The 22,219-nt window shown below is 74.2% G+C and carries 20 protein-coding genes, 1 other RNA gene and 1 pseudogene; 12 read left to right on the forward strand and 10 right to left on the reverse strand.

Going from position 1 to position 22,219, the window contains the following annotated elements:
• Window positions 1-9 precede the first annotated feature (9 nt).
• Window positions 10-1,836 (reverse strand): Hsp70 family protein, encoded by a 1,827-nt coding sequence (locus AC1VWI_RS15425; protein ID WP_499511583.1) that lies wholly within the window; start codon window positions 1,834-1,836, stop codon window positions 10-12.
• 151 nt (window positions 1,837-1,987) lie between these two features.
• On the opposite strand from AC1VWI_RS15425, the gene AC1VWI_RS15430 reads away from it, so the two are divergent.
• Complete coding sequence (locus AC1VWI_RS15430; RefSeq protein ID WP_499511584.1) at window positions 1,988-3,811, forward strand: helix-turn-helix domain-containing protein; 1,824 nt, start codon at window positions 1,988-1,990, stop codon at window positions 3,809-3,811.
• A 2-nt stretch (window positions 3,812-3,813) separates the two neighbouring features.
• Here the strand turns inward: AC1VWI_RS15430 and rnpB are convergent.
• From rnpB to AC1VWI_RS15445, 3 genes and pseudogenes are all read right to left on the reverse strand, one after another.
• Window positions 3,814-4,214, reverse strand: an RNA gene (gene rnpB, locus AC1VWI_RS15435) — RNase P RNA component class A.
• Window positions 4,215-4,248: 34 nt separating this feature from the next.
• Window positions 4,249-4,766 (reverse strand): annotated as a pseudogene (locus tag AC1VWI_RS15440) (Uma2 family endonuclease).
• Window positions 4,767-4,858: 92 nt separating this feature from the next.
• Entirely contained in the window at window positions 4,859-6,304 is a 1,446-nt protein-coding gene (locus AC1VWI_RS15445) for an RNB domain-containing ribonuclease (protein WP_499511585.1), read from the reverse strand.
• Window positions 6,305-6,369: 65 nt separating this feature from the next.
• On the opposite strand from AC1VWI_RS15445, the gene yaaA reads away from it, so the two are divergent.
• Entirely contained in the window at window positions 6,370-7,152 is a 783-nt protein-coding gene (gene yaaA / locus AC1VWI_RS15450; protein WP_499511586.1) for a peroxide stress protein YaaA, read from the forward strand.
• Window positions 7,153-7,795: 643 nt separating this feature from the next.
• Complete coding sequence (gene eda / locus AC1VWI_RS15455; protein WP_499511587.1) at window positions 7,796-8,425, forward strand: bifunctional 4-hydroxy-2-oxoglutarate aldolase/2-dehydro-3-deoxy-phosphogluconate aldolase; 630 nt, start codon at window positions 7,796-7,798, stop codon at window positions 8,423-8,425.
• Here the strand turns inward: eda and AC1VWI_RS15460 are convergent.
• The 3 genes from AC1VWI_RS15460 to AC1VWI_RS15470 are packed head-to-tail and all read right to left on the reverse strand — an operon-like array spanning window position 8,411 to window position 11,177.
• Window positions 8,411-9,574: a bifunctional RNase H/acid phosphatase gene (locus AC1VWI_RS15460; RefSeq protein ID WP_499511588.1), complete on the reverse strand. Its 1,164-nt coding sequence runs from the start codon at window positions 9,572-9,574 to the stop codon at window positions 8,411-8,413. The two genes, eda and AC1VWI_RS15460, sit on opposite strands and share 15 nt — an antisense overlap.
• Window positions 9,574-10,317 carry a zinc ribbon domain-containing protein gene (locus AC1VWI_RS15465; protein WP_499516815.1) on the reverse strand — a complete coding sequence of 248 codons (744 nt, stop codon included), beginning with the start codon at window positions 10,315-10,317 and terminating at the stop codon, window positions 9,574-9,576. The genes AC1VWI_RS15460 and AC1VWI_RS15465 overlap by 1 nt, the downstream gene beginning before the upstream one ends.
• Window positions 10,314-11,177 carry a Nif3-like dinuclear metal center hexameric protein gene (locus AC1VWI_RS15470; RefSeq protein WP_499511589.1) on the reverse strand — a complete coding sequence of 288 codons (864 nt, stop codon included), beginning with the start codon at window positions 11,175-11,177 and terminating at the stop codon, window positions 10,314-10,316. The genes AC1VWI_RS15465 and AC1VWI_RS15470 overlap by 4 nt, the downstream gene beginning before the upstream one ends.
• A 180-nt stretch (window positions 11,178-11,357) precedes the next feature.
• On the opposite strand from AC1VWI_RS15470, the gene AC1VWI_RS15475 reads away from it, so the two are divergent.
• Together AC1VWI_RS15475 and AC1VWI_RS15480 are read left to right on the forward strand one after the other, a co-directional pair.
• On the forward strand, window positions 11,358-12,488 hold the full coding sequence (locus AC1VWI_RS15475; RefSeq protein ID WP_499511590.1) for a hypothetical protein: 1,131 nt from the start codon (window positions 11,358-11,360) through the stop codon (window positions 12,486-12,488).
• Window positions 12,489-12,547: 59 nt separating this feature from the next.
• Window positions 12,548-12,727 carry a hypothetical protein gene (locus tag AC1VWI_RS15480; protein ID WP_499511591.1) on the forward strand — a complete coding sequence of 60 codons (180 nt, stop codon included), beginning with the start codon at window positions 12,548-12,550 and terminating at the stop codon, window positions 12,725-12,727.
• A gap of 26 nt (window positions 12,728-12,753) precedes the next feature.
• Here AC1VWI_RS15480 and AC1VWI_RS15485 read toward each other — a convergent pair whose 3' ends face one another.
• Genes AC1VWI_RS15485 through AC1VWI_RS15495 form a run of 3 tightly spaced genes read right to left on the reverse strand, consistent with a single transcriptional unit; the run spans window position 12,754 to window position 15,660 of the window.
• Window positions 12,754-13,692: a 3-oxoacyl-ACP reductase gene (locus tag AC1VWI_RS15485; protein ID WP_499511592.1), complete on the reverse strand. Its 939-nt coding sequence runs from the start codon at window positions 13,690-13,692 to the stop codon at window positions 12,754-12,756.
• 19 nt (window positions 13,693-13,711) lie between these two features.
• Window positions 13,712-14,788 (reverse strand): Zn-dependent alcohol dehydrogenase, encoded by a 1,077-nt coding sequence (locus tag AC1VWI_RS15490; RefSeq protein WP_499511593.1) that lies wholly within the window; start codon window positions 14,786-14,788, stop codon window positions 13,712-13,714.
• A gap of 26 nt (window positions 14,789-14,814) precedes the next feature.
• Window positions 14,815-15,660, reverse strand: coding sequence for a MaoC/PaaZ C-terminal domain-containing protein (locus AC1VWI_RS15495; RefSeq protein ID WP_499511594.1), 846 nt, complete (start codon window positions 15,658-15,660; stop codon window positions 14,815-14,817).
• Window positions 15,661-15,904: 244 nt separating this feature from the next.
• Here AC1VWI_RS15495 and AC1VWI_RS15500 point away from each other — a divergent pair, with 244 nt between their 5' ends.
• From AC1VWI_RS15500 to AC1VWI_RS15530, 7 genes are all read left to right on the forward strand, one after another.
• On the forward strand, window positions 15,905-16,837 hold the full coding sequence (locus AC1VWI_RS15500; RefSeq protein ID WP_499516816.1) for an ABC transporter ATP-binding protein: 933 nt from the start codon (window positions 15,905-15,907) through the stop codon (window positions 16,835-16,837).
• The gene (locus tag AC1VWI_RS15505) at window positions 16,837-17,568 is read left to right on the forward strand and encodes an ABC transporter permease (RefSeq protein ID WP_499511595.1); all 732 of its coding nucleotides are present in this window, start codon (window positions 16,837-16,839) and stop codon (window positions 17,566-17,568) included. Before AC1VWI_RS15500 ends, AC1VWI_RS15505 begins: the two co-directional genes overlap by 1 nt.
• 38 nt (window positions 17,569-17,606) lie before the next feature.
• Complete coding sequence (locus AC1VWI_RS15510; RefSeq protein ID WP_499511596.1) at window positions 17,607-18,803, forward strand: sensor histidine kinase; 1,197 nt, start codon at window positions 17,607-17,609, stop codon at window positions 18,801-18,803.
• On the forward strand, window positions 18,800-19,414 hold the full coding sequence (locus tag AC1VWI_RS15515; RefSeq protein ID WP_499511597.1) for a response regulator: 615 nt from the start codon (window positions 18,800-18,802) through the stop codon (window positions 19,412-19,414). Before AC1VWI_RS15510 ends, AC1VWI_RS15515 begins: the two co-directional genes overlap by 4 nt.
• Window positions 19,415-19,580: 166 nt before the next feature.
• Window positions 19,581-20,243: a class I SAM-dependent methyltransferase gene (locus AC1VWI_RS15520; RefSeq protein ID WP_499511598.1), complete on the forward strand. Its 663-nt coding sequence runs from the start codon at window positions 19,581-19,583 to the stop codon at window positions 20,241-20,243.
• Window positions 20,244-20,265: 22 nt separating this feature from the next.
• A complete protein-coding gene (locus tag AC1VWI_RS15525) occupies window positions 20,266-21,144 on the forward strand; it encodes an N-acetylmuramoyl-L-alanine amidase (protein WP_499511599.1) in 879 nt (292 codons plus the stop codon).
• Between the two features lie 129 nt (window positions 21,145-21,273).
• Window positions 21,274-22,116, forward strand: coding sequence for a DUF5336 domain-containing protein (locus AC1VWI_RS15530; protein WP_499511600.1), 843 nt, complete (start codon window positions 21,274-21,276; stop codon window positions 22,114-22,116).
• The last annotated feature ends 103 nt before the right edge of the window (window positions 22,117-22,219 follow it).

Here is a 22,219-nt window from a genome sequence, read left to right on the forward strand (position 1 = left end):
CCGTCGCCCCTACATGCGGTCGAAGTCGACGCGGACCTTGTGGCTGCCGCCGGTCGCCGGGTCGAAGGCCTCCACCTCGATCTCGGAACGGCCGAAGTAGAACAGCAGCCGGATCGGCCGCTCCCGCAGCGGCCGCCCCGCGGTCTCCCCGATGTCGACGGTGAGGCGGCCGATCTCCTCGCAGCCGTCCTCGTCCACGTAGCGGGGCTCGGCCTTGACGGTGCGGTAGACCCGCAGCTCGATCTCGGTCTGGTCCTCCCGGGTGGGCAGGATGGTGAAGGGGAAGGCGTCCTTCACCCGCACGCTGTCCAGCCGCCGCACGGCCACGGCGAAGCGGCCCACGCAGAGGATGTCGCCGTCGTCGTCGCGGAACATCCGCATCGGCGAGTCGACGCTCTCCTCGAACAGCTTCGAGGTCTCGAAGCCGTAGGTGTACTTGGCCTGCCGGGACAGGAACACCCGCGGGTTGTACGCGAAGTGGGTGGCCCCCTCCAGCACCGCCAGCGCCGGGTCCGGCGGCACCAGGATGCGGTGCCGGGAGCCGAAGTGCCGGTGCATGCGCTCCCGCAGCCACTGGGACTTGGCGAACCCGCCGACCAGCACCAGGGTCTCCGACCCCGTGGCGCCCGCGCCCGCGGCCTCGCCGCTGGTGCGGCGGATGGCGGCCAGCTGCTCCTCGACCTTGTCCAGGATGCCCTCGACCACGCTGTCCAGGAGGACCTCCACCTCCTCCGGCGCGAGCACCATCCGCTGCGGGCGGCTGCCCGCCTCCTCCGTCAGCCGGGCCCGGCTGCCCTCGTCCAGCAACTGCCAGACGGTGACGGGCAGGTCGATCCGGACGGTGTCCATGATGTGCGGGGTGCCGTCCTCGTCCCACTCGACCTCCGCGGTGGTCTTGGCCCGCTCCCACTGCTCGGACAGCTCCAGCAGGTCCCCCGAGTGCTCCCGCTCCAGCCGCCTCAGCAGCTCGGGCCCCAGCCGTTTGCCCAGGGCCTGCTCGCGGAAGGCCTGGTTGACGTACTCCGAGCCGAGCCGGCCGCCGGTGGCCACGCCGATCTCGCGGAGCGCGATGAGCTCGGCCGCGTCGCTGGAGGTCTCGTACGCCGTGATGTCCACGGTGCCGCCGCCGCAGTCGACGACCATGAAGCGGAAGCCGTCCACGTTGAGCTGCAGCCGGTCGCGCATGCCGGTGCCGTCGGTCAGGTCGGCCATCCGCAGGTAGCAGTAGAGCGCCGCGGCCTCCGGCTCGATGGACGGCAGCAGCCGCTCAGGATCGTCGGGGAAGCCTGCCTCCACCGCGGCGCGCCGCATCGCGGCCCGGTCCTCGTCGTCCCAGATCGCCGGGACGGTGATGCACCAGCGGATCTCCCGCTCGGCGTACCCCGCGTCCTTGATCTGGGCGACCGCCAGTTCCCTGATCTCCCGCAGGTAGGCCGTGATCAGCTCGCGCACCCGTCCGCGGTCGCCGAGGTCGACGATGCCGCCGGTGGTCGGCATGTCCACCGGGCCGCCGTCGTCCTTGAGCGCCATCTTGAACGCGTAGGCGTAGCCCAGGCCGTCCGTCCGGCCGCCGTCGGAGGCCTCCGACCACTGCTTGCGCGCCTTGTGGCCCCAGGCCACCGTGGTGCCGTCCGCGTCGACGAGCAGCGCGGTCAGGTTCTTCGGGTAGTCCACGCGGTGCTCGGGGAACCGGCTGTAGAAGGTGATCCGCCGGGACTGCGGATCGTCGTTCAGCGGGGTCACCACGGCCCAGGCGAAGCCGGTGCCGTGCGTGCCGAAGTCGACGGCGGCCACCACCTTCGGCCGGCCCGCCCCCGACGTGTCGAAGCCGCTCATCGGTCAACTCCCCCCGGTCATGGGGCGTCCGTACCCGCCCCGCACCTGACAGGCTGTCCCAATTCCGCAGTTATCCGGAGGGCCCGGGTGTTGCCAGGGCATATTTGGCAACACCCGGGCAGGCACCGGGCGACGGGAACGGAGGGGGCCCTTGGAGGCGGAACAGAACGGCTTCGGGCGGGAGTTGCGCCGCAGGCGCCAGGCGGCCGGCAAGTCGCTGGGCGAACTGGCGGAGCGCGTGCCGTGCAGCCGCAGCTTCCTGAGCCGGGTCGAGAACGGCGTGCGCCGCCCGACGTACGAACTGGCCGAGAGGTGCGACCACTTCCTCGAGGCCGGGGGCGAACTGCTCAGCCTCGCCCCGCGGCCGCGGCCCGCCCGCGAGCCCCGCGGCGGCAAGGAGCGCGACGGGGTCCGCGGTCCGGTCCGTACGGCGTCCAAGCTGGTCGACCGTGCCGCGCCCGTGCCGCCCGACGCCCCCGCCCTGGCCTCCGGGTACGGCGAGGAGTTCGACCGGCTCGTCCGGCGCGGCGACCTGCGGCACGCCGCGGGCCGGATGCGCGAGGCGGACCGCTGCTACCGGGAGGCGCACCGGCTGGCCGGGGGGCGGCCGCGCGCCCAGGCCCTGGCCGTCGTGCGGATCTGCCGCCGCTGGTCGGACCCGGGCCAGGTCGACCGGGAGCTGCTGCACCTGATCGGCGACAGCCTGGCCGCCCTGCGCGACGACCCCGGTCCCGAGGCCGGCGCGCTGCGCCTGCAGCTCAACGCGCACCGGGCGAAGAAGCTCTCCATGGCGGTCAGCGCGGACACCGCCGTGCCCCAGGCCGGCCCGGACAGCGGCGCGGCCCTGGCCCGGCACACGCTGCGCGGCCTGGAACGCGCGGACGCAGCGGACGCCGCGGACGCCTCCGGCGTCGGCGAGGAAGTGCGCTGCGAGGTGCTGACCGAGTGCCGCTGGGGCCTGTACGACTTCGCGCCGGCCGCCGCCTCCCTGGCGCTGTCGGAGCGGCTGCGCGACGCCGCCGTACGCCACGGCTCGGCGCACTTCCGGGGCGAGGCGCTGATGGGGCTGGCCGTGGACCAGCTGCGCATGGGCCGGGTGTACCCGGCGCTGTCCACGGCCCAGGAGCACCGCAGGCACGCCGCCGCGAGCCGCAGTGAACTGGCCCGCTGGCAGCAGCGCACCCTCGACACCACGCTCGACCTGTGGCGCGGCCGGTTCGCGGCCGCGGCGGACTGGATCCTGCGGGAGTCCGCCGAGTACGCCGACCGGCTCGCCGCCGACCTGGACGTGCCGGCCGGCAACTTCCGGCAGACCCGGATGGGCCAGGCGTACTGGCTGCTGCGCGAGCAGGGCCGGATGCACGAACTGTTCGCGGGCGGCCTCGCCGACGACGTGCAGGAGCACGGCTACTTCCCGGTCTGGCGGGCGGGGCTCGTCCTCGCCCTGTGCGAGACCGGCGCCCGGGACCAGGCCGCCGACCTGCTGCAGGCCTTCGCCGACGACACCGACGGCTTCCGCGCCCTGCCGCCGCACGGCTGGGCGGTGCCCACGCTCGCCCTGCTCGCCGAGGCCTGCGCCGCGATCGGCGACCAGGCCGAGCTGCGGCCCCTGGTGGCCCGGCTGCGCGAACGGCTGGCCCCGCACAACGGCACCGGCATCGCCCTGGCCGGCTGGCCCACGGTGCTGGTCGCGCCCACGGCCCAGGCGTGCGGTGTGCTCGCCCTGACCGCCGGGGAACCGGACGCCGCCCTCGCGCACTTCCGCCTGGCGGCCACCCCGGCCCGCACCTCCGCCCCGCAGCTCGCCCGGCTCCGCCTGTGGCAGGCCCGAGCCCTGCGCGCCTGCGGCCGCCCGGACGCCGCCGCGGAGGCCCCGCGCCTGCTGCGCTCGGCCCGCGCGGTCGCGGAGGAGTACGGGATGGCACGGCTGGCCGCGGAGTGCGCGGCGCCGCCGGCGGAGGCCGGCGGCGGGTGAGGCAGACGAGTCGAGCTGTACGCCGGGTTCTGTCCCCGGTCGGCCTCGCGGCCGGCCGGGCGACGGCCATCCATCTAGGACCGGCGTTGCCGCCGGCCTCGTGCGGTCTACCCGCGGACTCGGGCGGGCAGCCCTCGATCGTCCGCGCAGGGCCGTCTCACGACGGCCCCTTTTGACCTTGCTCCGGGTGGGGTTTACCTAGCTGCCCAGGTCACCCTGGGCACTGGTGGTCTCTTACACCACCGTTTCACCCTTACCGGGAGCCTTGCGGCCCCGGCGGTCTGTTTTCTGTGGCACTGTCCCGCGGGTCACCCCGGGTGGGCGTTACCCACCACCCTGCCCTGTGGAGCCCGGACGTTCCTCGGCAGGACCAGGGTCCTGACGCGGCCGCCCGCTCGGCTCGTCTGCCGTGGCGACCATCGTAGTCGACGGGACGGTCAGCCGAACTCAGAGGTGTCGAGGTCGAAGGAGAACGGCGCGGGAAGCGGGATCGACTTGCCCACAGGCACCCGGCAGTGCTGCCGGTAATCTTCGTCCGCCGGCTCGGCGAACAGCGTCACGGCGGCGTTCTCACGATCGATCAGCAGGTACAGCGCGATGGCGCCCTTGGCGTAGCAGTGGCGCTTGGTCCCACGGTCCCGCTCGGGTCTGTCGTCGAAGAGGTCGAGCTCCAGCGGCGCGAACGTCACGTCCGGGATCAGGTGATTGCGCGGGCACAGTCCACCCCGTGGGACCTCCAGGCCGCAATTGCCGGCGAAGTCCATGTCGGTTGCCGAGCTGTGCATCACCTGCCGGACGAACCGGCTGATGTTCCTCTCGTGCCGCGGGGACGGCGGCGGAGTCACGACGATTTCCCGCTCGATCAGCTCGGCCCGGAAACCCTCCGGGGTCTCCAGCGCCAGGAAGCCCTCCAGGAGAAGTTCTGTGACAGCGGCTCGTGCGGCATGGCGGTCATCGCGCCCCTTCCTGGTCCGGCAGCGAGCGTAGGGATCCGGGGGTGGTCACAGATCCGTACGGAGGCCTCTCACCCGATCGTGGCACACGGAGTTATGCCGGGGTGAAAAGCACCGTGTGGCGGCCGGGGTCGGCCTGCGTCAGGCGGACCGGGAGCGGCTCGCCGAGCGGGAGGGGTGCGGTGCCGCCGCGGACGCGGGCGACGACGGCCGGGTCGCGCAGGTGGACCGTGCCGGAGGTCGGGTCGGAGTCCTTGATGTCGATGACGTAGGCGTCGAAGACCTCGCCGACGCGGTCCTTGAGCAGGGCCGCCTCGACGAGGTCGAGGGAGGCGCTCTCGATGGTCCCCGCGAAGTGCGATCCGCCGCGCATGTCGCGGGGCAGGTCACGGAACGCCGCCGCGACCCACTCCGGCGGCTCCTGGCCGGCCACCGCGGCCAGGCAGAACTCGGCGGCGTAGCGGTCGACGAGGCGCCGCAGGGGCGCGGTGCAGTGCGTGTACGCCTCGGCGACGGCGGCGTGCACGGCCGGCTCGGCGGGGTGGCCGGGCCAGAAGGGCGTGTAGTCGGCGCCGCGGAACAGGCTCGTCGCCTCGTGCAGGAACGCCGCGTGGGTGGTGCGCTCCGGGTCCAGGGTGCGGACGAGCTCGGCGTACGAGGTCATGTGCGGCCAGTCGATGCGCAGCGCCGCGGCGACCCTGCGCAGCCTGGCCACCTCCCCGTGCGGGGCGAGCGGGAGCGTACGGAGGATGCCGGTGCCGGAGCGGAGCATGACGCCGGCGGCGACCATGCCCGTGAGCAGGGAGATCTGGGCGTTCCAGGCGTCGACGGGGCGCGGCGCCCGGTACCGCAGGGCGTAGCCGCCGTCGAGCTCCACGACCTCCTGCTCGGGCACGTTCAGGGAGATGCCGCCGCGGGCCCTCTCCTGCTCCTCGCGCAGCCGGCCGACGGTACGGAGCAGCGCCACGGGCTCCTCGGCGGTGCCGGCGTCGATCGCGTGCTGCACGCCCGCGTAGTCCAGCCGGGCGCGGCTGCGGACGAGCGCCCGGCGGACGTCGACGTCGGTGACCGCCCCGTCCGCGTCGAGGTCGATCCGCCACAGCACGGCGGGCCGGTCCTGCCCGGCCAGCAGGCTGGCCGCCCCCTCGCCGAGCACCGGCGGGTGCAGGGGCACCCGGACGTCGGGGAAGTACAGCGTCTGCACGCGCCGGTGCGCCTCGGCGTCCAGCGCGCCCCCGGGCGTGACGAAGGCGGCGGCGTCGGCGATCGCGTACGACACCCGGTAGCCGCGGCCGCCCTCGCGCACGGCGAGGTGCATCGCCTGGTCGAGGTCGAGCGACCCGGGCGGGTCGACGGTGAAGAACGGCACGTCGGTGGCGTCGTACACGGGCAGCCGGGGATCGCGCGCCGCCTCCTCTGCCTCCGCGAGGACGTTCGCCGGGAAGTCCCGCCGCACGTGCAGGTCCGCGCGGAGCGCATCCAGCGCGGACCTCAACCGGACTCCGTCGGCGGTGGTGACGCGCAGGGGACGACGAGGCATGGAGCGAGCCTAAGTCGGGCGGTCGTAGGCTGCACTGCACCGGGGAAACGTGAAGGAGAACAACAGTGCTCGTCCTGCTACCGCCGTCCGAGGGCAAGGCCACCGACGGCACCGGCCCCGCCGTCGACCTGGGCTCCCTCTCCCTGCCCGGGCTCACCACGGCCCGCGCGACGGTGCTGGACGAACTCGTCGGGCTCTGCGCGGGCGGCGACGAGGACAAGGCCGCGGACGTGCTCGGGCTCAGCCCCGGACTGCGCGGCGAGATCGCCCGCAACGCGGGGCTGCGCGAGGCGCGCACCCGGCCCGCGGGCGAGATCTACACCGGCGTGCTCTACGACGCCCTCGGCCTGGACACCCTGGACGCCGCCGCCCGGCGCCGGGCCGCCCGCTCGCTGCTGGTCTTCTCCGGGCTGTGGGGCGCGGTCGGCGTCCGGGACGCGATCCCCGCGTACCGCTGCTCGATGGGCGTGAAGCTGCCGGCCCTCGGGTCGCTCGCCACGTACTGGCGCACGCACCTCGCCGAGGCCCTCCCGGACGCCGCGGAGGCCGCGGGCGGGGGCCTGCTCCTGGACCTGCGGTCCTCGGCGTACGGGGCGGCGTGGAAACCGGCCCCGCGCAGCGCGCTCGCGGGGCGCACGGCGACGGTGCGGGTGGTGCAGGCGGAGACGCGGAAGGTCGTCAGCCACTTCAACAAGGCGACCAAGGGGCGGATCGTGCGGGCCCTCCTGGAGTCCGGGGCGCGCCCCGAGAACCCCGACGCGCTCGTCACGGCCCTGCGCGACCTGGGCTTCACGGTGGAAGTGGCTGGGCCCGGCCGCCTCGACGTGTTGGTGACGGACGTCCACTGAGTTCTTGTGCGGGTGGGTTGTGGTTGCGGCTCGCTGTTGTGTGCGGGTTGTTTGCGCCTGCGGCGGGCATCCCCCGCCCTCCCGCCCGATTGCCCGGCGCGGTCAGTGCGGGCCTGCGCAACGTGTGCCTGGGTCGGGGCCGCGCCGGCGCACTCCCCCAGCCTTCGGCCGGGGGGACCCCCACAGCGCTCGCGGTTTACGCCTACATCGTTCGGCACCGCGTTCGCCGCTCGTCTCCCCCAGCCTTCGGCCGGGGGGACCCCCATGGGCGCACCCCGCCACACCCCCTCCCGTTGTCGGGGCGCATGACGGCCGGTGGGGGGTGAGTGGGGCACTTGCGGCAACCCCGGACCGCCTTCTCACCCCCACCGGCCGTTAGTCGCCTCAACCGGCAGGAGGGGGCAGGCGGGGTGCGCCCATGGGGTCCCCCGGCCGAAGGCTGGGGGAGGGCGGGCGGCGCGGCACCGGCCCCACAACGACCGCGCGAGGCGGTCACTGACCGCGCCGGGCAATCGGGCGGGAGGGCGAGGGAGAAACCGCAGGCGCAACGGCGCCGCACACAACAACAGGCCGCAAGGGGCACCCCGTTGCACGGGACGCAACGCACGTTGCGGGGGCCGCACGGGGGCGGCACGATGCCACGGTGCTGAATCTCGCCCCCGCCGCCCCCGTGATCCCCGTGCTGACGGTGGACGACCCCGCCGACGCGGCCCCGCTCGTCCGGGCGCTGGTCCGCGGGGGGTTGACCGCGGTGGAGATCACGCTGCGGACGCCCGCCGCGCTGGAGGCGATCGCCGCGGCGGCCCGCGAGGTGCCCGAGGCGGTCGTGGGGGCCGGGACCGTGGTGCGGGCGGAGCAGGTGGGGGCGGCGGCGCGGGCCGGGGCGCGGTTTCTGGTGAGCCCGGGGTGGACGGCGGGCCTGCTGGACGCGATGACCGCGTCCGGGCTGCCGTTCCTGCCCGGCGTGTCGACCGCCTCCGAGGTGGTCGCCCTGGCCGAACGCGGCGTGACCGAACTGAAGTTCTTCCCCGCGGAGGCGGCCGGCGGCACGGCGTACCTCGGGGCGCTGGCCGCCCCGCTGCCTGACGTCCGGTTCTGCCCGACCGGCGGCATCGACGCGGAGCGCGCGCCGGCGTATCTGGCGCTGCCCAACGTCGCCTGCGTGGGCGGCAGTTGGATGGTCCCGCAGGAGGCCCTGCGGGACCGCGACTGGGACCGGGTGGAGCGGCTCGCCCACGAGGCGGCCGCGCTGCGTGCGTCAGCGCAGGTGTGACGTGTCGTTGAGCAGCCGCAGCGACGCGTTCCCGTCCCCGTAGTACGCCACCGCCGACAGCGCCGCCGGCGACAGCTCCATCCGGAACAGCGACTCCGGCGGGGCGCCCAGGGCGAGGCGGACCAGGGTCTTGATCGGGGTGACGTGGGTGACCAGCAGGACCGTGCGGCCGGGGTGACGGGCGAGGAGCTTGTCCCGGGCGAGGGAGACCCGGCGGGCGACGGCGGCGAAGCTCTCCCCGCCGGGCGGGGCGGCCTTGGCCGAGCCGAGCCAGGCGTCGAGTTCGTCCGGGTAGCGCTCCTTCACCTCGGCGAAGGTGAGCCCCTCCCAGGCGCCGAAGTCGGTCTCGCGCAGCCCCTCGTCGACGCGTACGTCGAGGCCGAGCCGGTCCGCGACGGCCTGGGCGGTCTGCCGGCAGCGCGCCAGAGGCGAGGTGACGACGGCCTGGACGGTGCCGCGGGCGCCGAGGGTGTCGGCGGCGCGCCGGGCCTGCCAGAGGCCCTTCTCCGAGAGCTCCGGGTCGTCGCCGCCGCTGCCGGAGAAGCGCTTGTCCGCGGTGAGCGGAGTCTCGCCGTGCCGCAGTAGGACGAAGGTGGTGGGCGTGCCGAGGTCGGCCGCCGCCGCCCAGCCGACGGGCGGGGCCTTGGGGGCCTCGTCCACGGCCTCGTCCACCGGTTCGGGCTCGGTGGCGGCGGTGACCAGCGCCGCGGAGGAGCGGCCGGGCTCCCACTGCTCGCCGCGCTTGCCGGCGTCCATCGCCTCGTTGGCGAGCCGGTCGGCGTGCTTGTTCTTCTCGCGCGGGATCCACTCGTAGCTGACCTGCTCCGCCGGCAGGACGGTCTTCGCCTCTGCGGCCAGCGGCCGCATGTCCGGGTGCTTGATCTTCCAGCGGCCGGACATCTGCTCGACGACCAGCTTGGAGTCCATCCGCACCCGTACCCGGGCCTGCGGGTCGATCGCGCGCGCTGCGCGCAGCCCGGCGATCAGGCCCCGGTACTCGGCGACGTTGTTGGTGTGCCGGCCGATGAACTCGGCGGCCTCGGCGAGCACTTCACCCGTGGCGCCGTCGCAGACGACGGCGCCGTACCCGGCCGGTCCCGGGTTGCCCCGGGACCCGCCGTCGGCCTCCACCACCAACGTACGGGCCATTACAGGCCCGACTCGGGGGTGCGGACGAGGATGCGGCGGCAGTTCTCGCAGCGCACGACCTCGTCGGCGGCGGCCGCCCGCACCTCGTTGAGCTCGGTGATGTTCAGCTCCAGCCGGCAGCCCTCGCAGCGCTTCTGGTAGAGCCGGGCGGCGCCGACGCCGCCGGACTGGCCGCGCAGCTTGTCGTAGAGCTTCAGCAGGTCGGCGGGGACCGAACCGGCGATGATCTCGCGCTCCTTGGTGACCGTGGAGCCCTCGGCGTCGATCTCCTGCAGCACCACGCTGCGGCGCTCCGTGGACTCGCCGGCCTTGGCCTGCACGGACTCCAGGCGCCCGGTCAGCTCCTGGACCCGCTCCTGCAGGCCCTCGCGGCGCTCCATGACCTCCAGGACGACGTCCTCGAGGTCGCTCTGCCGCTTGGCGAGCGAGGCGATCTCGCGCTGCAGGTTCTCCAGGTCCTTGGGGGAGGAGACCGCGCCGGAGTCCAGCCGCTCCTGGTCGCGGACGGCGCGCTTGCGCACCTGGTCCACGTCCTGCTCGGCCTTGGTCTGCTCGCGGGCGGTGTCACTCTCCTCGGTCTGGGCGGCGACCAGCAGGTCGCGCAGCTGGGTCACGTCGGAGTTCAGGCGCTCGATCTCCGCGTGCTCGGGAAGGTTGATGCGCTTGTGGTCCAGCTGCGCGAGACGCGCGTCGAGGGCCTGGACCTCAAGCAGTCGGATCTGGTCTGCGGGCGCGGCTTTCAGCGGGGGGCTCCTGAGGTCGTGGGTTCGTCAAGGGGAAGTGCCGGGGCGTGGGCCGTCCACGGGTCGGTGACGGCGCGCGAAACGTACGTGCGCAGTGCCCAGCCGTGCCGTTCGCAGACCTCGTCGAGCCGGCGCGCGGCCTGCTCGCACCAGGGCCATTCGGTGGCCCAGTGGGCGGCGTCGACGAGCGCGGGCGGACCCGCCTGCTGCGCCTCGGACGCCGGGTGGTGGCGCAGGTCGGCGGTGAGGTAGACGTCCACCCCGGCCCTGCGTACGTCGTCGAAGAGGCTGTCGCCGGAGCCGCCGCACACCGCCACGGTGCGGACCTGCCGCTCCGGGTCGCCCGCGACGCGCAGTCCGGTCGCGGTGGCCGGCAGGCCGGCCGCCGCACGGCGGGCGAACTCCGCCAGCGTCATCGGCTCGGGCAGCTCGCCGATCCGGCCGAGGCCGCGGCGGCCGGCCGGGTCGGCGGGGTCGGGCACGAGGGGTCCGGTGACCCGCAGGCCGACGGCCTCGGCGAGGGCGTCGGAGACCCCGGGGTCGGCCCGGTCGGCGTTGGTGTGCGCCACGTGCAGCGCGACGTCGTTCTTGATCAGGGTGTGCACGACGCGGCCCTTGAAGCCGGTCGCCGCGACCGTCGTCGTCCCGCGCAGGTAGAGCGGGTGGTGCGTGACCAGCAGGTCGGCGCCGGTGGCGATCGCCTCCTCGACGACCTCCCGGACAGGGTCGACGGCGAACAGGACCCGACCGACCTCCGCGTCCGGGTCCCCGCAGACGAGACCGACGGCATCCCACTGCTCGGCCCATGCCGGAGGCCAGAGGGCTTCGAGGGCGGCGATGACGTCGGACAGTTTCGGCACGGGTCGAGGTTACCGCGCCGGTGGCGGGCGGCCGGAATCCCGGGCTGGTCATGAGCACACCGAGCATCCGAAGTCCGACGGAACGGGACGAGAGCCACCCTTATGTGTGAAGACCACCAACTCGTGTCGGACGCCCGGGCGTGCGAAAACTAGCGTCGTGGCCCGGAGGTGAGCCACACCATGACAGCCTGCGCCACCGAGACCACCACCGTGCGACGGGCCGGGTTCACGATCGCCGCGGACGGCTCCTACGCCGCCTGCCTGGCCCAGGCACCCGACGGGGGTGACGGCTGGTACCCCGAGCGCTGGACGCTCGGCGGGCCCGAGCCGTACACCGTGCCCCTGCCCGGCAACCAGCCCGAGGAACAGTGCTCCGAGGTCCTGCCGTTGCCCGACGGCCGCGTGCTCATCCGCCGCCGGGTCGCCGACCGGTACGACCTCGCCCTGCTCTACCCGACCGGTCCCGGGACCGGCGAACTGATCGTCGGCTCGCTGCCGGGCGGGGACGCGGAGGCGCGGCTGCTGCCCCCGGTCGCCTCCGGCGAGGCGTACGCGCTCACCTACGACCCGGTGCGCGAGGTGTCGGCGGTGTGGCTCGTGCACGACGACCGGGACCTGCGGCCGCGCCGGCTGGCGGAGGTCCCGGGCCGCTGCGGGGGCGGCGCGTGGCTGGACCGGGCGGGCCGGCTGCTCGCGCTGGACCGCGAGGCGGAGGGGACGGTCAAGACGGTCGCCGTCGACCTGGAGCGGGCCGGGGCGGTCAGCCCGCTGCTGCAGATCACCGAGGGGAGCAACGACCGGTTGCTGCTCGCGGAGCCGGACAGCGGGCTGCTGATAGTGCGCACCGACGCCACCGGCGAGGACCGCATCGGCTGGGGCGTCCTGGGCAGCCGGCGGCCCCTGCGGTTCGCCGAGTGCCTGCGTGTCCCGGACGCGGTGCTCACCCCGTTCGCGGCGCAGCCCGGCCAGGTGCTGATGCCCGAGGCGTGCGCGGTGGCACTGCGCGCGGACGGCCCGCACGGCACGTCGCTGGCGGTCTGGCGGCCCGGGGAACGCCGTACCACCTGGCTGTCGGCCCCGGAGGGCTGGCTGCCCGGGGCCGGCCTGTGGTCGGACCGCGGGGTGCTGCGCCTGCCGTACGCCTGCACGCACTGCCCGTGCGGCACGGTGGAGTACCAGGCGCCGCCCGCGGTGCCCGTGCCGCCCCCGCCGGGGGGCGCGGCGGAGGGCGCTCCCGCGGACGTCCCGGAGGCGGCCAGGACCAGCCCTGTGCTCCCGTTGCAGAAGGCGCCGCTGGCCACAGGATCTTGAATCGGTAAACTCCTGCGGCGTTCCGCGCACCTTGCACGCTAGTCACGGGGAGTTTCCTCATGTCCGATGCCCGACACGACACCGCCGCCGAGGCCCGCCTCGAGGACGGTTCCGCCGAGGGCCGGCACGCCGGCCGCCACCGCGGTACGGCTTCCGCCCAAGACGACAACGCCCAGGTGGTCCAGGCGCCGCACGGCCGCCACCGCCGCCCCTCCGGGCCCCCCGCCATGGAGGTCTGACGGGCCCGGAGCCCGGAGGGCCCGGTTCAGCCCCCGTGGCGCAGGGCCAGGACGTCGGTGGCGGCGAAGGTGTCACCGGGGTCACGGCCCGCCCAGTACGGGGTGAGCAGGTCGTCCAGCTCGTCGTGGGTGAACGCCTCCTTGGCGGTGTCGAACCTCGCCGCGACGCGGGGGCGGTCCATCACCGCCACCATCCCGCCGTGCACGACGAACAGCTGACCGGTGATCCGGTCGGCCGCCGGTGACGCCAAGTAGCCGACGAGCGGGGCGACATGCTCCACCCCCAGCGGGTCCGGCCCGTCCCCGGGCCGCCCGAGGCCCGCGAAGACGTCCTCGGTCATCCGCGTGCGCGCCCGGGGGCAGATGGCGTTGACGCGTACGCCGTACCTGCCGAGGGCGGCGGCCGTCGACGAGGTGAGGCCGACGATGCCGCCCTTGGCGGCCGCGTAGTTGGGCTGGCCGGCCGAGCCGGCGAGGAACGCCTCGGACGAGGTGTTGACGACCCGGCCGTAGACCGGGGCGTCCGTCGTCTTGGCGCGCTCGCGCCAGTGGGCGGCGGCGAACCGGGTGGTGGCGAAGTGCCCCTTGAGGTGGACCCGGACGACGGAGTCCCACTCGTCCTCGGTCATCGAGAAGACCATCCGGTCCCGCAGGATCCCCGCGTTGTTGACCAGGATGTCGAGGGCCCCGTACGTGCCGACCGCCAGCCCGACCAGTTCCTGAGCCTGCCCAAAGTCGGCGACGTCCCCGTGGTGCGCCACCGCGTGGCCGCCGGCGGCGGCGATCTCGGCGACGACCTCGTCCGCGGGGGTCGCCGACGCCGCGCCGGAGCCGTCGCGGCCGGGCTGCCCGTAGTCGTTGACGACCACGTTGGCGCCCAGCCGCGCCAGTTCCAGCGCCTCTGCACGGCCCAGGCCGCGTCCGGCCCCCGTCACGATCGCCGTCCTGCCGTCCAGCACGCCCATGCCTTCTCCAGCCCTGGTGTCAGACCGCGATGCAGGTGCGCAGCGCCTCACCGCTGCGCATCTGGTCGACGGCCTCGTTGATCTGGTCGAGCCGTACGCGGTGGGTGATGAGCCCCTCCAGGTCCACGCGTCCGGCGCGCCAGAGGCGGATGACGCGGTCGTAGGACCGCAGGACGTCGCCGCCGCCGTAGAGGGAGGGCAGGATGCGCTTCTCGTCGAAGAAGAGCTCGAACATGTTGATCTGCAGGAGGTCGTCCATCGCCCCGGCGCCGACGACGCAGAGCGTCCCGCCGCGGCGGGTGGTCTCGTAGGCCGTGCGGGCCGTGGCGCTGCGGCCGACGACCTCGAAGACGTAGTCGAAGCCCTCGCCGCCGGTGATCCGGGCCTTGGCGTCGGCCAGTTCCTCCGGGGCGACCGCGTCGGTGGCGCCGAAGCGCAGGGCCGCGTCGCGGCGGGACTCCACGGGGTCGACGGCGATGATCTCCGAGGCCCCGGAGGCGCGGGCGCCCTGGATGACGCTGATGCCGACGCCGCCGCAGCCGATGACGGCGACGGACGAGCCGGGGGTGACCCGCGCGGTGTTCAGCGCGGCGCCGATGCCGGTCGTGACGCCGCAGCCGATGAGGGCGGCGATCTCGTACGGCAGGTCGTCGGGGATGGGCACGGCGCAGGAGGCGGAGACCACGACCTCCTCGGCGAAGGTGCCGGTGCCGGCGAAGCCGAAGACGTCCCCGGCGGGGCGGCGGAAGTTGGGCGTACCGGCGTTCATGAAGCCGGCCAGGCACAGGTGGGACTGGCCGCGCCGGCAGGCCGGGCAGGCGCCGCAAGCCGGGAGCCAGCAGACCAGGACCCGGTCGCCGGCCGTGAGGCCCTCGACGCCCTCGCCGGTCTCGACGATCTCCCCGGCGCCCTCGTGACCGGGGACGAAGGGCGCGGGCTGCGGCAGGACGCCGCTCATGGCGGACAGGTCGGAGTGGCACAGCCCGGTCGCCCGCAGCCGGATGCGCACCTTGCCCGGGCCGAAGCCCACCGTCTCGATGTCGTCGACGACCTCGAGCTTGTCCTGGCCGATCTCCTGCAGGAGCGCTGCGCGCATGGGTGTTCCCCTCTCCCCTCCGGGGCCTACGAGTACTCGACGACGGTGTCGGCGAGGACCGGCGCGTCGTCCCGTTCGACGGCGGTCGCCGACGCCAGGACGCGGCCCTGTTCTGACCACATCCGGATGCGCAGGGTCTCGCCGGGGAAGAAGACCCCGGCGAAGCGGGTGGAGCAGGACCGTACGCGGCCCGCGTCGTCGCCGAGCAGGGTGTCGACGACGGCCTTGAGCGTGATGCCGTAGGAGCACAGGCCGTGCAGGATGGGCCGGTCGAAACCGGCGTGCTTGGCGAACTCGGGGTCGGCGTGCAGCGGGTTCCAGTCGCCGGAGAGCCGGTAGAGCAGCGCCTGGTCCTCGCGAGTGGCACGCAGGACGGTGCGGTCGGGGGCCCGACCGGGCGGTGCGGTGCGGGCGGAGGGGCCGCGGTCGCCGCCGAAGCCGCCCTCACCGCGCACGAAGATCTGCGCGTCGGAGGTCCACAGCGGTCCCTGCTCGTCGGCGACCTCGCGGCGCAGCACGATGACGGCGGCCTTGCCCTTGTCGTAGACGTCGGCGACGCGCGAGGTCTGCAGCGCCCGGCCGCGGACGGGGACCGGGCGGTACACCTCGATGCGCTGCGCGCCGTGCAGGACGGCGGCGAGGTCGATCTCGATGCCGGGCAGGGACAGCCCGCCCCGCGCCTCCCCGGCGGCGACCGAGCCGCCGGCGACGGTGGCGAAGCTGGGCAGGACCTGCAGGCCGGGGCCTTCGAGGGCGTAGCCCAGGGTGTTCGCGCCGAGGCCCAGGTGGTAGAGGATGACGTCCCTGTGGTCCCAGACGAGTTCGGCGCTGCGGGGTTCGGCCGAGGTGGCGGCGGCGACGTCGATCGGCATGTCCGGCGGCTCCTTCGCTGCGCGGTGGGCCCTGGCGCGGCCGTCCGCACCGTCGGCCCCGCCAGGGCGTGCACTAGAACGCGTTCTAGCCAGCCCATGTATAACGCATCGCCCGGCCACTGGGAATAGCTGATACATCGTCAGAACAGCCGCCGGTAGTGACATTTGTCCTGCCCGGGTCCGTACATTCCCCACTGACCCCGCGGGGGGCGGCGGCCCTAGTGTCAGTGACATGACGACGACAGTGAGTTTCACCAGGGCCGTCAAGACGTTCGGCGCGGTACGCGCGGTGGACGGCGTCGACCTGGAGATCCGGCGGGGGGAGTCCGTCGCCCTGCTCGGCCGCAACGGCGCGGGCAAGTCCACCACGATCAGCCTGCTGCTCGGGCTCAACGAACCCGACAGCGGCGAGGTCAGGCTCTTCGGCACCACCCCGCACACGGCGGTCCGCGCGGGCCGGATCGGCGCGATGCTGCAGGACGGCCGGCCGATCCCCCGGGTGACCGTACGGGAGCTGCTCACCTTCGTGGCGCGCACCTACCCCCGCCCCATGCCCGTGGCCGAAGCCCTGGAGCTGGCCGGCCTCACCGAGGTCGCCGGCCGCCGCGCCGACCGGCTCTCCGGCGGCCAGGCGCAGCGGGTCCGCTTCGCCGTGGCCCTGGCCGGCAACCCCGAGCTCATCGTGCTGGACGAGCCCACCGCCGCCCTCGACGTCGAGGCCCGGCGCGCCTTCTGGGACTCGATGCGGGCGTACGCGGCCCGCGGCAACACCGTGCTGTTCTCCACCCACTATCTGGAGGAGGCGGACGAGAACGCCGACCGCATCGTGGTCATCGACCGCGGCCGTGTCGTCGCCGACGACAGCGGCGAGCGCATCAAGCGGGCCGTCGGCGGCAACCTCGTCTCCTTCGACCTGGCCGGGACCCCCACCGAGGGCCTGCGGCAACTGCCCGGGGTGGTGACCGTGGAGGTCCGCGGCGACCGCGCCCTGCTGCGCTCCGCCGACTCCGACGCCACCGTCGTCGCCCTCGCCGACCGCGGCATGGTCCGCGGCCTGACGGTGACCGCCGCCAGCCTGGAGGACGCGTTCCTCTCCCTGACCTCGCAGTCCTCCGCCGAGGACGCCACCCCCGCCACCGCCACGGACACCGCCGCCCTCACCGAGGAGAAGGTCTGATGCTGCTCGCCTACGTCTCGCTGGAGATCCGCCGCACCCTGCGCGACGCCGGATTCGTGATCTTCGGCGTCGGCATGCCCGTCATGATGTACCTGCTCTTCACCAACCTCGGGGTCAGCGGCTCGGAGGAGGACAAGTCCATCGCGCTGGCCTCCATGATCGGCATGGCCGCGTACGGCGCGCTGGGCTCGGCGGTGTCCACCGGGTCCAGCGTCGCGGAGGACAAGGGCCTCGGCTGGCTGCGCCAGCTGCGGATCACCCCCATGTCGCCGCTGCTGGTCGTCACCGGCCGCTGCATCAGCGGCTCGGTCACCGTGCTGCCCGCCATCCTGGCCGTCCTGCTGGCCGGCGGGCTCGTCAACGGCGTCGAACTGGAGCCCTGGCAGTGGGCGGCGGTCGGCGGGCTGCTCTGGGTCGGCACCGCCCCCTTCACCCTGCTCGGCCTCGGCAACGGCTACCGGCTGTCCGGGCAGACCACCGGCGTGGTGAACATGGCCTGCAACCTGGGCCTGTCCGTCGTCGGCGGGCTGTGGATCCCCTCGTCCGTCTTCCCCGGCTGGCTGCGGGCGGTCTCCGAGTGGACCCCGTCCCACCGCTTCGGGCAGCTCGGCTGGAGCATCGCCGACGGCGCGGTCCCGCGGGTGGGTACCGTCGCCGTGCTCGCCGCCTGGACGGCCCTGTTCGGCGCGTACGCCGTGTACGCCTACCGCCGCTCGGCACGCACCCCGTGAAACCCACCGGAACCGTGGAGCAGGAGGAGACGACGGCCATGGCGACCACGACGGAATCCCGGCCCCCGCTGCCGGCACGCATCTGGCGCGGGTGGCGGCACCTGCGGGTGACCCGGTCCGCCTCCGAGGAGATCGAGGACCTCAAGCCCCCGACCCGCTTCACCTTCCTGCCCTGGCTGCTGATGGGCGTGGGCGCCCTGTCCCACCTCCTGCAGGGCAAGGCCGCCAACCCCTGGCTCGGCGGCCTCGGCCTGCTGGCCTTCAACTCCCTCTACATCGGGGTCGTCTTCACCGCCCTCAACCCGCGCGCCGCGGCCGGGAAGGCGCCCCGGCTGTACCTGCTCGCGCTGGCCGCCGTCACCTACGCCCTCGCCATCGGCTACGGCGGCAGCTGGCTGGTGTTCTTCCCGCTGCTGTCGCTGGCCGTGGGGATCGTGGTGCGCGGCCGGCGGATGGGTCCCGTCCTCGTCGCCCTCGCGCTGTCCGCCGGGATCGTCTCCGGGCTGCGCAGCGGCGACATCTGGGACGGCGTGTCCATCGGGTACGGCAGCCTCATCTCCGGCCTGGTGACCGCGGCCATGCTCACCCTCTTCGACGCGGTGACCCAGTTGCGCGCCACCCGCCAGGAGCTGGCCCGCAACGCCGTCGCCGAGGAGCGGCTGCGCTTCTCCCGCGACCTGCACGACCTGCTGGGGCACACCCTCTCCGTGGTCGTCGTCAAGGCCGAGGCCGCCCGCCGGCTCGCCGCGCGCGACCTCGACGCCGCCCTCGCCCAGGTCGCCGACATCGAGGCGGTGGGGCGCCAGGCACTCACCGAGATCCGCGAGGCCGTCACCGGCTACCGCGAGGGCAGCCTCTCCACCGAGCTGGACCGCGCCCGCTCGGCCCTGGCGGCGGCCGGGATCGAGGCCGTCGTCAAGGAGTCCGGCCCGCCGCTGCCCTCGCAGACCGAGGCCCTCCTCGGCTGGGTGGTACGGGAGGGGGTGACCAACGTCGTACGGCACAGCGGGGCCACCACCTGCGTCATCGAGCTCGCCGGCGCCGACGGGCAGGTACGCCTGCGGATCACCGACGACGGCCGCGGCGTAGGCTCGGCCCCCGGGTCGGGCTCCGGCCTGAAGGGGCTCACCGAGCGGCTGGCCGCGGCCGGCGGTTCCCTCGGCACCGGCCCCGCGCCCCGCGGCGGGTTCCGGGTCGTCGCCGAACTGCCGGTGGAGGAGGAACAGGCCGTATGAGCAGCCCCATCAAGGTCCTGCTGGCCGAGGACCAGGGCATGATGCGCGGGGCGCTCTCCCTGCTGCTGAACCTGGAGGACGACATCGAGGTCGTCGCGCAGGTCGCCGCGGGGGACGAGATCGTCACCACGGCGCTGGAGGCCCGGCCCGACGTCGCCCTGCTCGACATCGAGCTCCCCGGGCGCAGCGGGCTCGACGCGGCCGCGGAACTGCGCGAGCGGCTCCCGCAGTGCAAGGTACTCATCCTCACGACGTTCGGCCGTCCCGGGTACCTGCGCCGCGCCATGGAGGCCGGGGCGTCCGGCTTCCTGGTCAAGGACGGCCCCGTCGAGGACCTCGCCGCCGCGATCCGGCGCGTCCTCGCCGGGCACCGCGTCATCGACCCCGCCCTGGCCGCGGCCGCCCTCAGCACGGGCCCCAGTCCGCTGACGCCGCGCGAGCAGGACGTGCTCAACGCGGCGGCGGACGGGGCGACGGTGGCGGACATCGCGGCGCGGGTGCATCTGTCGGAGTCGACGGTGCGGAATTATTTGTCGTCCGCCATCGGGAAGACGGGCACCCGGAACCGTGCGGAGGCGGTGCGCACGGCCCGCCACAACGGGTGGCTCTGACCGTCTGCCCGGGGTGCGTTCTGTGGGGCCCGGTTGTCGTGTGCGGGCTGCTTGCGCCTGCGGCGGGGAAACCCCCGACCGCAACCACAACCGCGCCGCACACAACAACCGGCCGCGGGGGTCACCCCCCGCATCGGGGACCGCAGGCGTGGGGGACGATGGGGGCATGAGCACGCCACCCCCCGCAGACGTCCCCGCGGACGCACTGGCCGCCTTCGAGGCCGCGAAGGGCTTCATGCCCACCCACGAGGGCCTCGCCCTCCACGCGGCCGCCGCCGACGCCGCCACCCGCCTCCCGGGCCTGCCCCTGCTGGAGGTCGGCACGTACTGCGGCCGCTCCACGATCCTGCTGGCCGCCGCCGCCCGCGAGGCCAAGACCGTCGCCGTCACCGTCGACCACCACCGCGGCAGCGAGGAGCAGCAGCCCGGCTGGGAGTACCACGACACGGCGCTCGTCGACCCCGAGGTCGGCCTGATGGACACCCTGCCCACCTTCCGGCGCACCCTGCACGCCGCCGGGCTGGAGGAGCACGTGGTCGCGGTCGTGGGCCGCTCCCCGCAGGTCGCGGCGGTGTGGGGGAAGCCGCTCGCCCTGGTCTTCATCGACGGCGGGCACACCGACGAGCACGCCGGCAACGACTACGAGGGGTGGGCGCCGCACCTCGCGCAGGACGGCCTGCTGGTGATCCACGACGTGTTCGCGGACCCGGCCGACGGCGGCCAGGCGCCTTGGCGGATCTACCGGCGCGCGCTGGAGTCGGGCTCGTTCGAGGAGCTCTCGGTGACCGGTTCCCTGCACGTACTCCGGCGTACGGGCCCCGGAGTCTGAGCCTGCGGATAGCATCGCTGACGTGTTCAAGACCAAGACACGCATCGCCGTGGCCGTGACCGCGCTGGTGCCGACCTGTGCGGCGGCCTGGCTCGTGTGGACCGCGTCGGGCGATCCGGCAGCCGGTAAGAACGCCGACCTCTCGCTGAACGCGCAGCCGCTGCCGCCCTCGGCCGCGGCGTCGCAGCAGCCGTCGGCGCCGAAGGCCCTGTCCGTCGCCAAGCCGCTCGCCGGGAAGGTCGTCGTCCTCGACCCGGGGCACAACACGAGCAACAGCCGGCACACCCGCGAGATCAACCGCCTGGTGAACATCGGCACCGGCCGCAAGGCGTGCGACACCACGGGCACCGCGACCAACTCGGGGTACTCCGAGGCCTCGTACACGCTGGACGTGTCCCGGCGCGTGAGGGCACTGCTCGCGGCGCGCGGCGCCACGGTGAAGCTGACGCAGGACGGGAACCGCGCGTACGGCCCGTGCATCGACGAGCGCGCCCGGATCGGCAACAAGGCGAAGGCCGACGCCGTCGTGTCGGTGCACGGCGACGGTTCGGCGGCCGGCAACCGCGGCTTCCACGTCATCCTCCCGGCCTCGGTGCACCGCGGCATCGCCGACACCCGCAAGATCGTCGCGCCCTCCAAGCGGCTGGGCACCGCCGTGAAGAACCACTTCGCGACGGCGTCCGGCACCAAGCCGTCCAACTACGTGGGCCGCGATACGGGCCTGGTCGTCCGCAGCGATCTGGGCGGGCTCAACCTCAGCACCGTGCCCAAGGTGCTGATCGAGTGCGGCAACATGCGCGACCCGAAGGACGCGAAGCTGATGAAGAGCGCGGCCTGGCGGCAGAAGGCGGCCCAGGGCATCGCGGACGGCATCACGGCGTATTTGCAGGGCAGGCAGTGATCGACCGGTGTCCATCAGGTCCCGATCCTGTCACCGGGACCCTGCCGGGCTCAGCCGCGGACGCGTGTCCTCATACGATGGGGAACAGCCCTGCGACAGCGATGACGAGACGACTGACAAGGACCCCCAGTGAATAACCGCTCCCTCACCCGAGGAGACGGCGCGGTGATCGGCGCGGCGCTGCTGCTGCTGATCGCCTCGTTCCTGAACTTCTACGCCGCGAAGAACTGCGACGCGGACGGGTGCGCCGTCAGCGCCTGGAAGAGCGAGCTGTTCCCGCTGCTGCCCTCGGTGCACCTGCTGGGCCTGGTCGCCGCCGGCCTGTTCGTGGCCTCGCGTTTCCAGCCCGAGGGGCGCAAGGTGCTCGGCATCGGCCTGGCCCAGTGGGGCGCGGTGCTGTCGGTGGCCGCCGCCTGGGACGCCCTGTGGTCGCTCTTCAACGGCAACGAGGCCTTCGAGCTGGGCGCCGGCGCCTACCTCTCCTTCGTCGCCGCCGCCGCTCTCGCCGCCGCCATGCTGCTCACCCTGCAGGGCCTGCCCGCGCTGAAGGCGCCGCTGCTGCCCGCTCCCAAGCCGCAGCAGCCCCAGCAGGCGCAGCCGTACGGCGGCCAGCAGGGCCAGCCGTACCCGGGCGTGCAGCAGGGCGGTTACGGGTACCCGGGGCAGACCGGTGGGCACGGCGCGCCGGCCGACCCGTCGTTCGGCGGCGGGCAGTACGGCTACCCGCAGGCACAGCAGCAGCCCCAGCAGCAGCCGCAGGCCCAGCCCTCGGCGGAGTTCACGGCCTTCTGGTTCGCGGTGCCCGTGGCGCGGCCGCTGTACGCGGAGGACGGTTCGGGCCGGCAGATCGCCGAACTGACCCCCGGCACCTGGTACCTGGCGGTGGACCAGAGCGGCACCACCCTGGTCGCGCAGACCCAGGACGGCCGGCGCGGCGTCCTGCAGGACGCCGGCGGCATCCAGCGCGGCTGATCCCCCGCTCCTCGCGCACCAGCCGTGCCCCGGGCCGTCCGGTCCGGGGCACGGCTGTTTCCCTTCCGGGGCGGGGGAGGTTGCCGTACCGTACGGCTGACGT

Source organism: Streptomyces sp. TOM-9 (genome assembly GCF_056858595.1).

Bases quoted from the DNA above. Each gene is read 5' to 3' on its own strand.
- AC1VWI_RS15495 (WP_499511594.1), bottom strand. From the start codon at position 15,660: ATGCCGATCGACGTCGCCGCCGCCACCTCGGCCGAACCCCGCAGCGCC.
- AC1VWI_RS15475 (WP_499511590.1), top strand. From the start codon at position 11,358: ATGACAGCCTGCGCCACCGAGACCACCACCGTGCGACGGGCCGGGTTC.
- AC1VWI_RS15480 (WP_499511591.1), top strand. From the start codon at position 12,548: ATGTCCGATGCCCGACACGACACCGCCGCCGAGGCCCGCCTCGAGGAC.
- AC1VWI_RS15445 (WP_499511585.1), bottom strand. From the start codon at position 6,304: ATGCCTCGTCGTCCCCTGCGCGTCACCACCGCCGACGGAGTCCGGTTG.
- AC1VWI_RS15520 (WP_499511598.1), top strand. From the start codon at position 19,581: ATGAGCACGCCACCCCCCGCAGACGTCCCCGCGGACGCACTGGCCGCC.
- AC1VWI_RS15460 (WP_499511588.1), bottom strand. From the start codon at position 9,574: ATGGCCCGTACGTTGGTGGTGGAGGCCGACGGCGGGTCCCGGGGCAAC.
- AC1VWI_RS15485 (WP_499511592.1), bottom strand. From the start codon at position 13,692: ATGGGCGTGCTGGACGGCAGGACGGCGATCGTGACGGGGGCCGGACGC.
- AC1VWI_RS15510 (WP_499511596.1), top strand. From the start codon at position 17,607: ATGGCGACCACGACGGAATCCCGGCCCCCGCTGCCGGCACGCATCTGG.
- AC1VWI_RS15490 (WP_499511593.1), bottom strand. From the start codon at position 14,788: ATGCGCGCAGCGCTCCTGCAGGAGATCGGCCAGGACAAGCTCGAGGTC.
- AC1VWI_RS15515 (WP_499511597.1), top strand. From the start codon at position 18,800: ATGAGCAGCCCCATCAAGGTCCTGCTGGCCGAGGACCAGGGCATGATG.
- AC1VWI_RS15505 (WP_499511595.1), top strand. From the start codon at position 16,837: ATGCTGCTCGCCTACGTCTCGCTGGAGATCCGCCGCACCCTGCGCGAC.
- AC1VWI_RS15425 (WP_499511583.1), bottom strand. From the start codon at position 1,836: ATGAGCGGCTTCGACACGTCGGGGGCGGGCCGGCCGAAGGTGGTGGCC.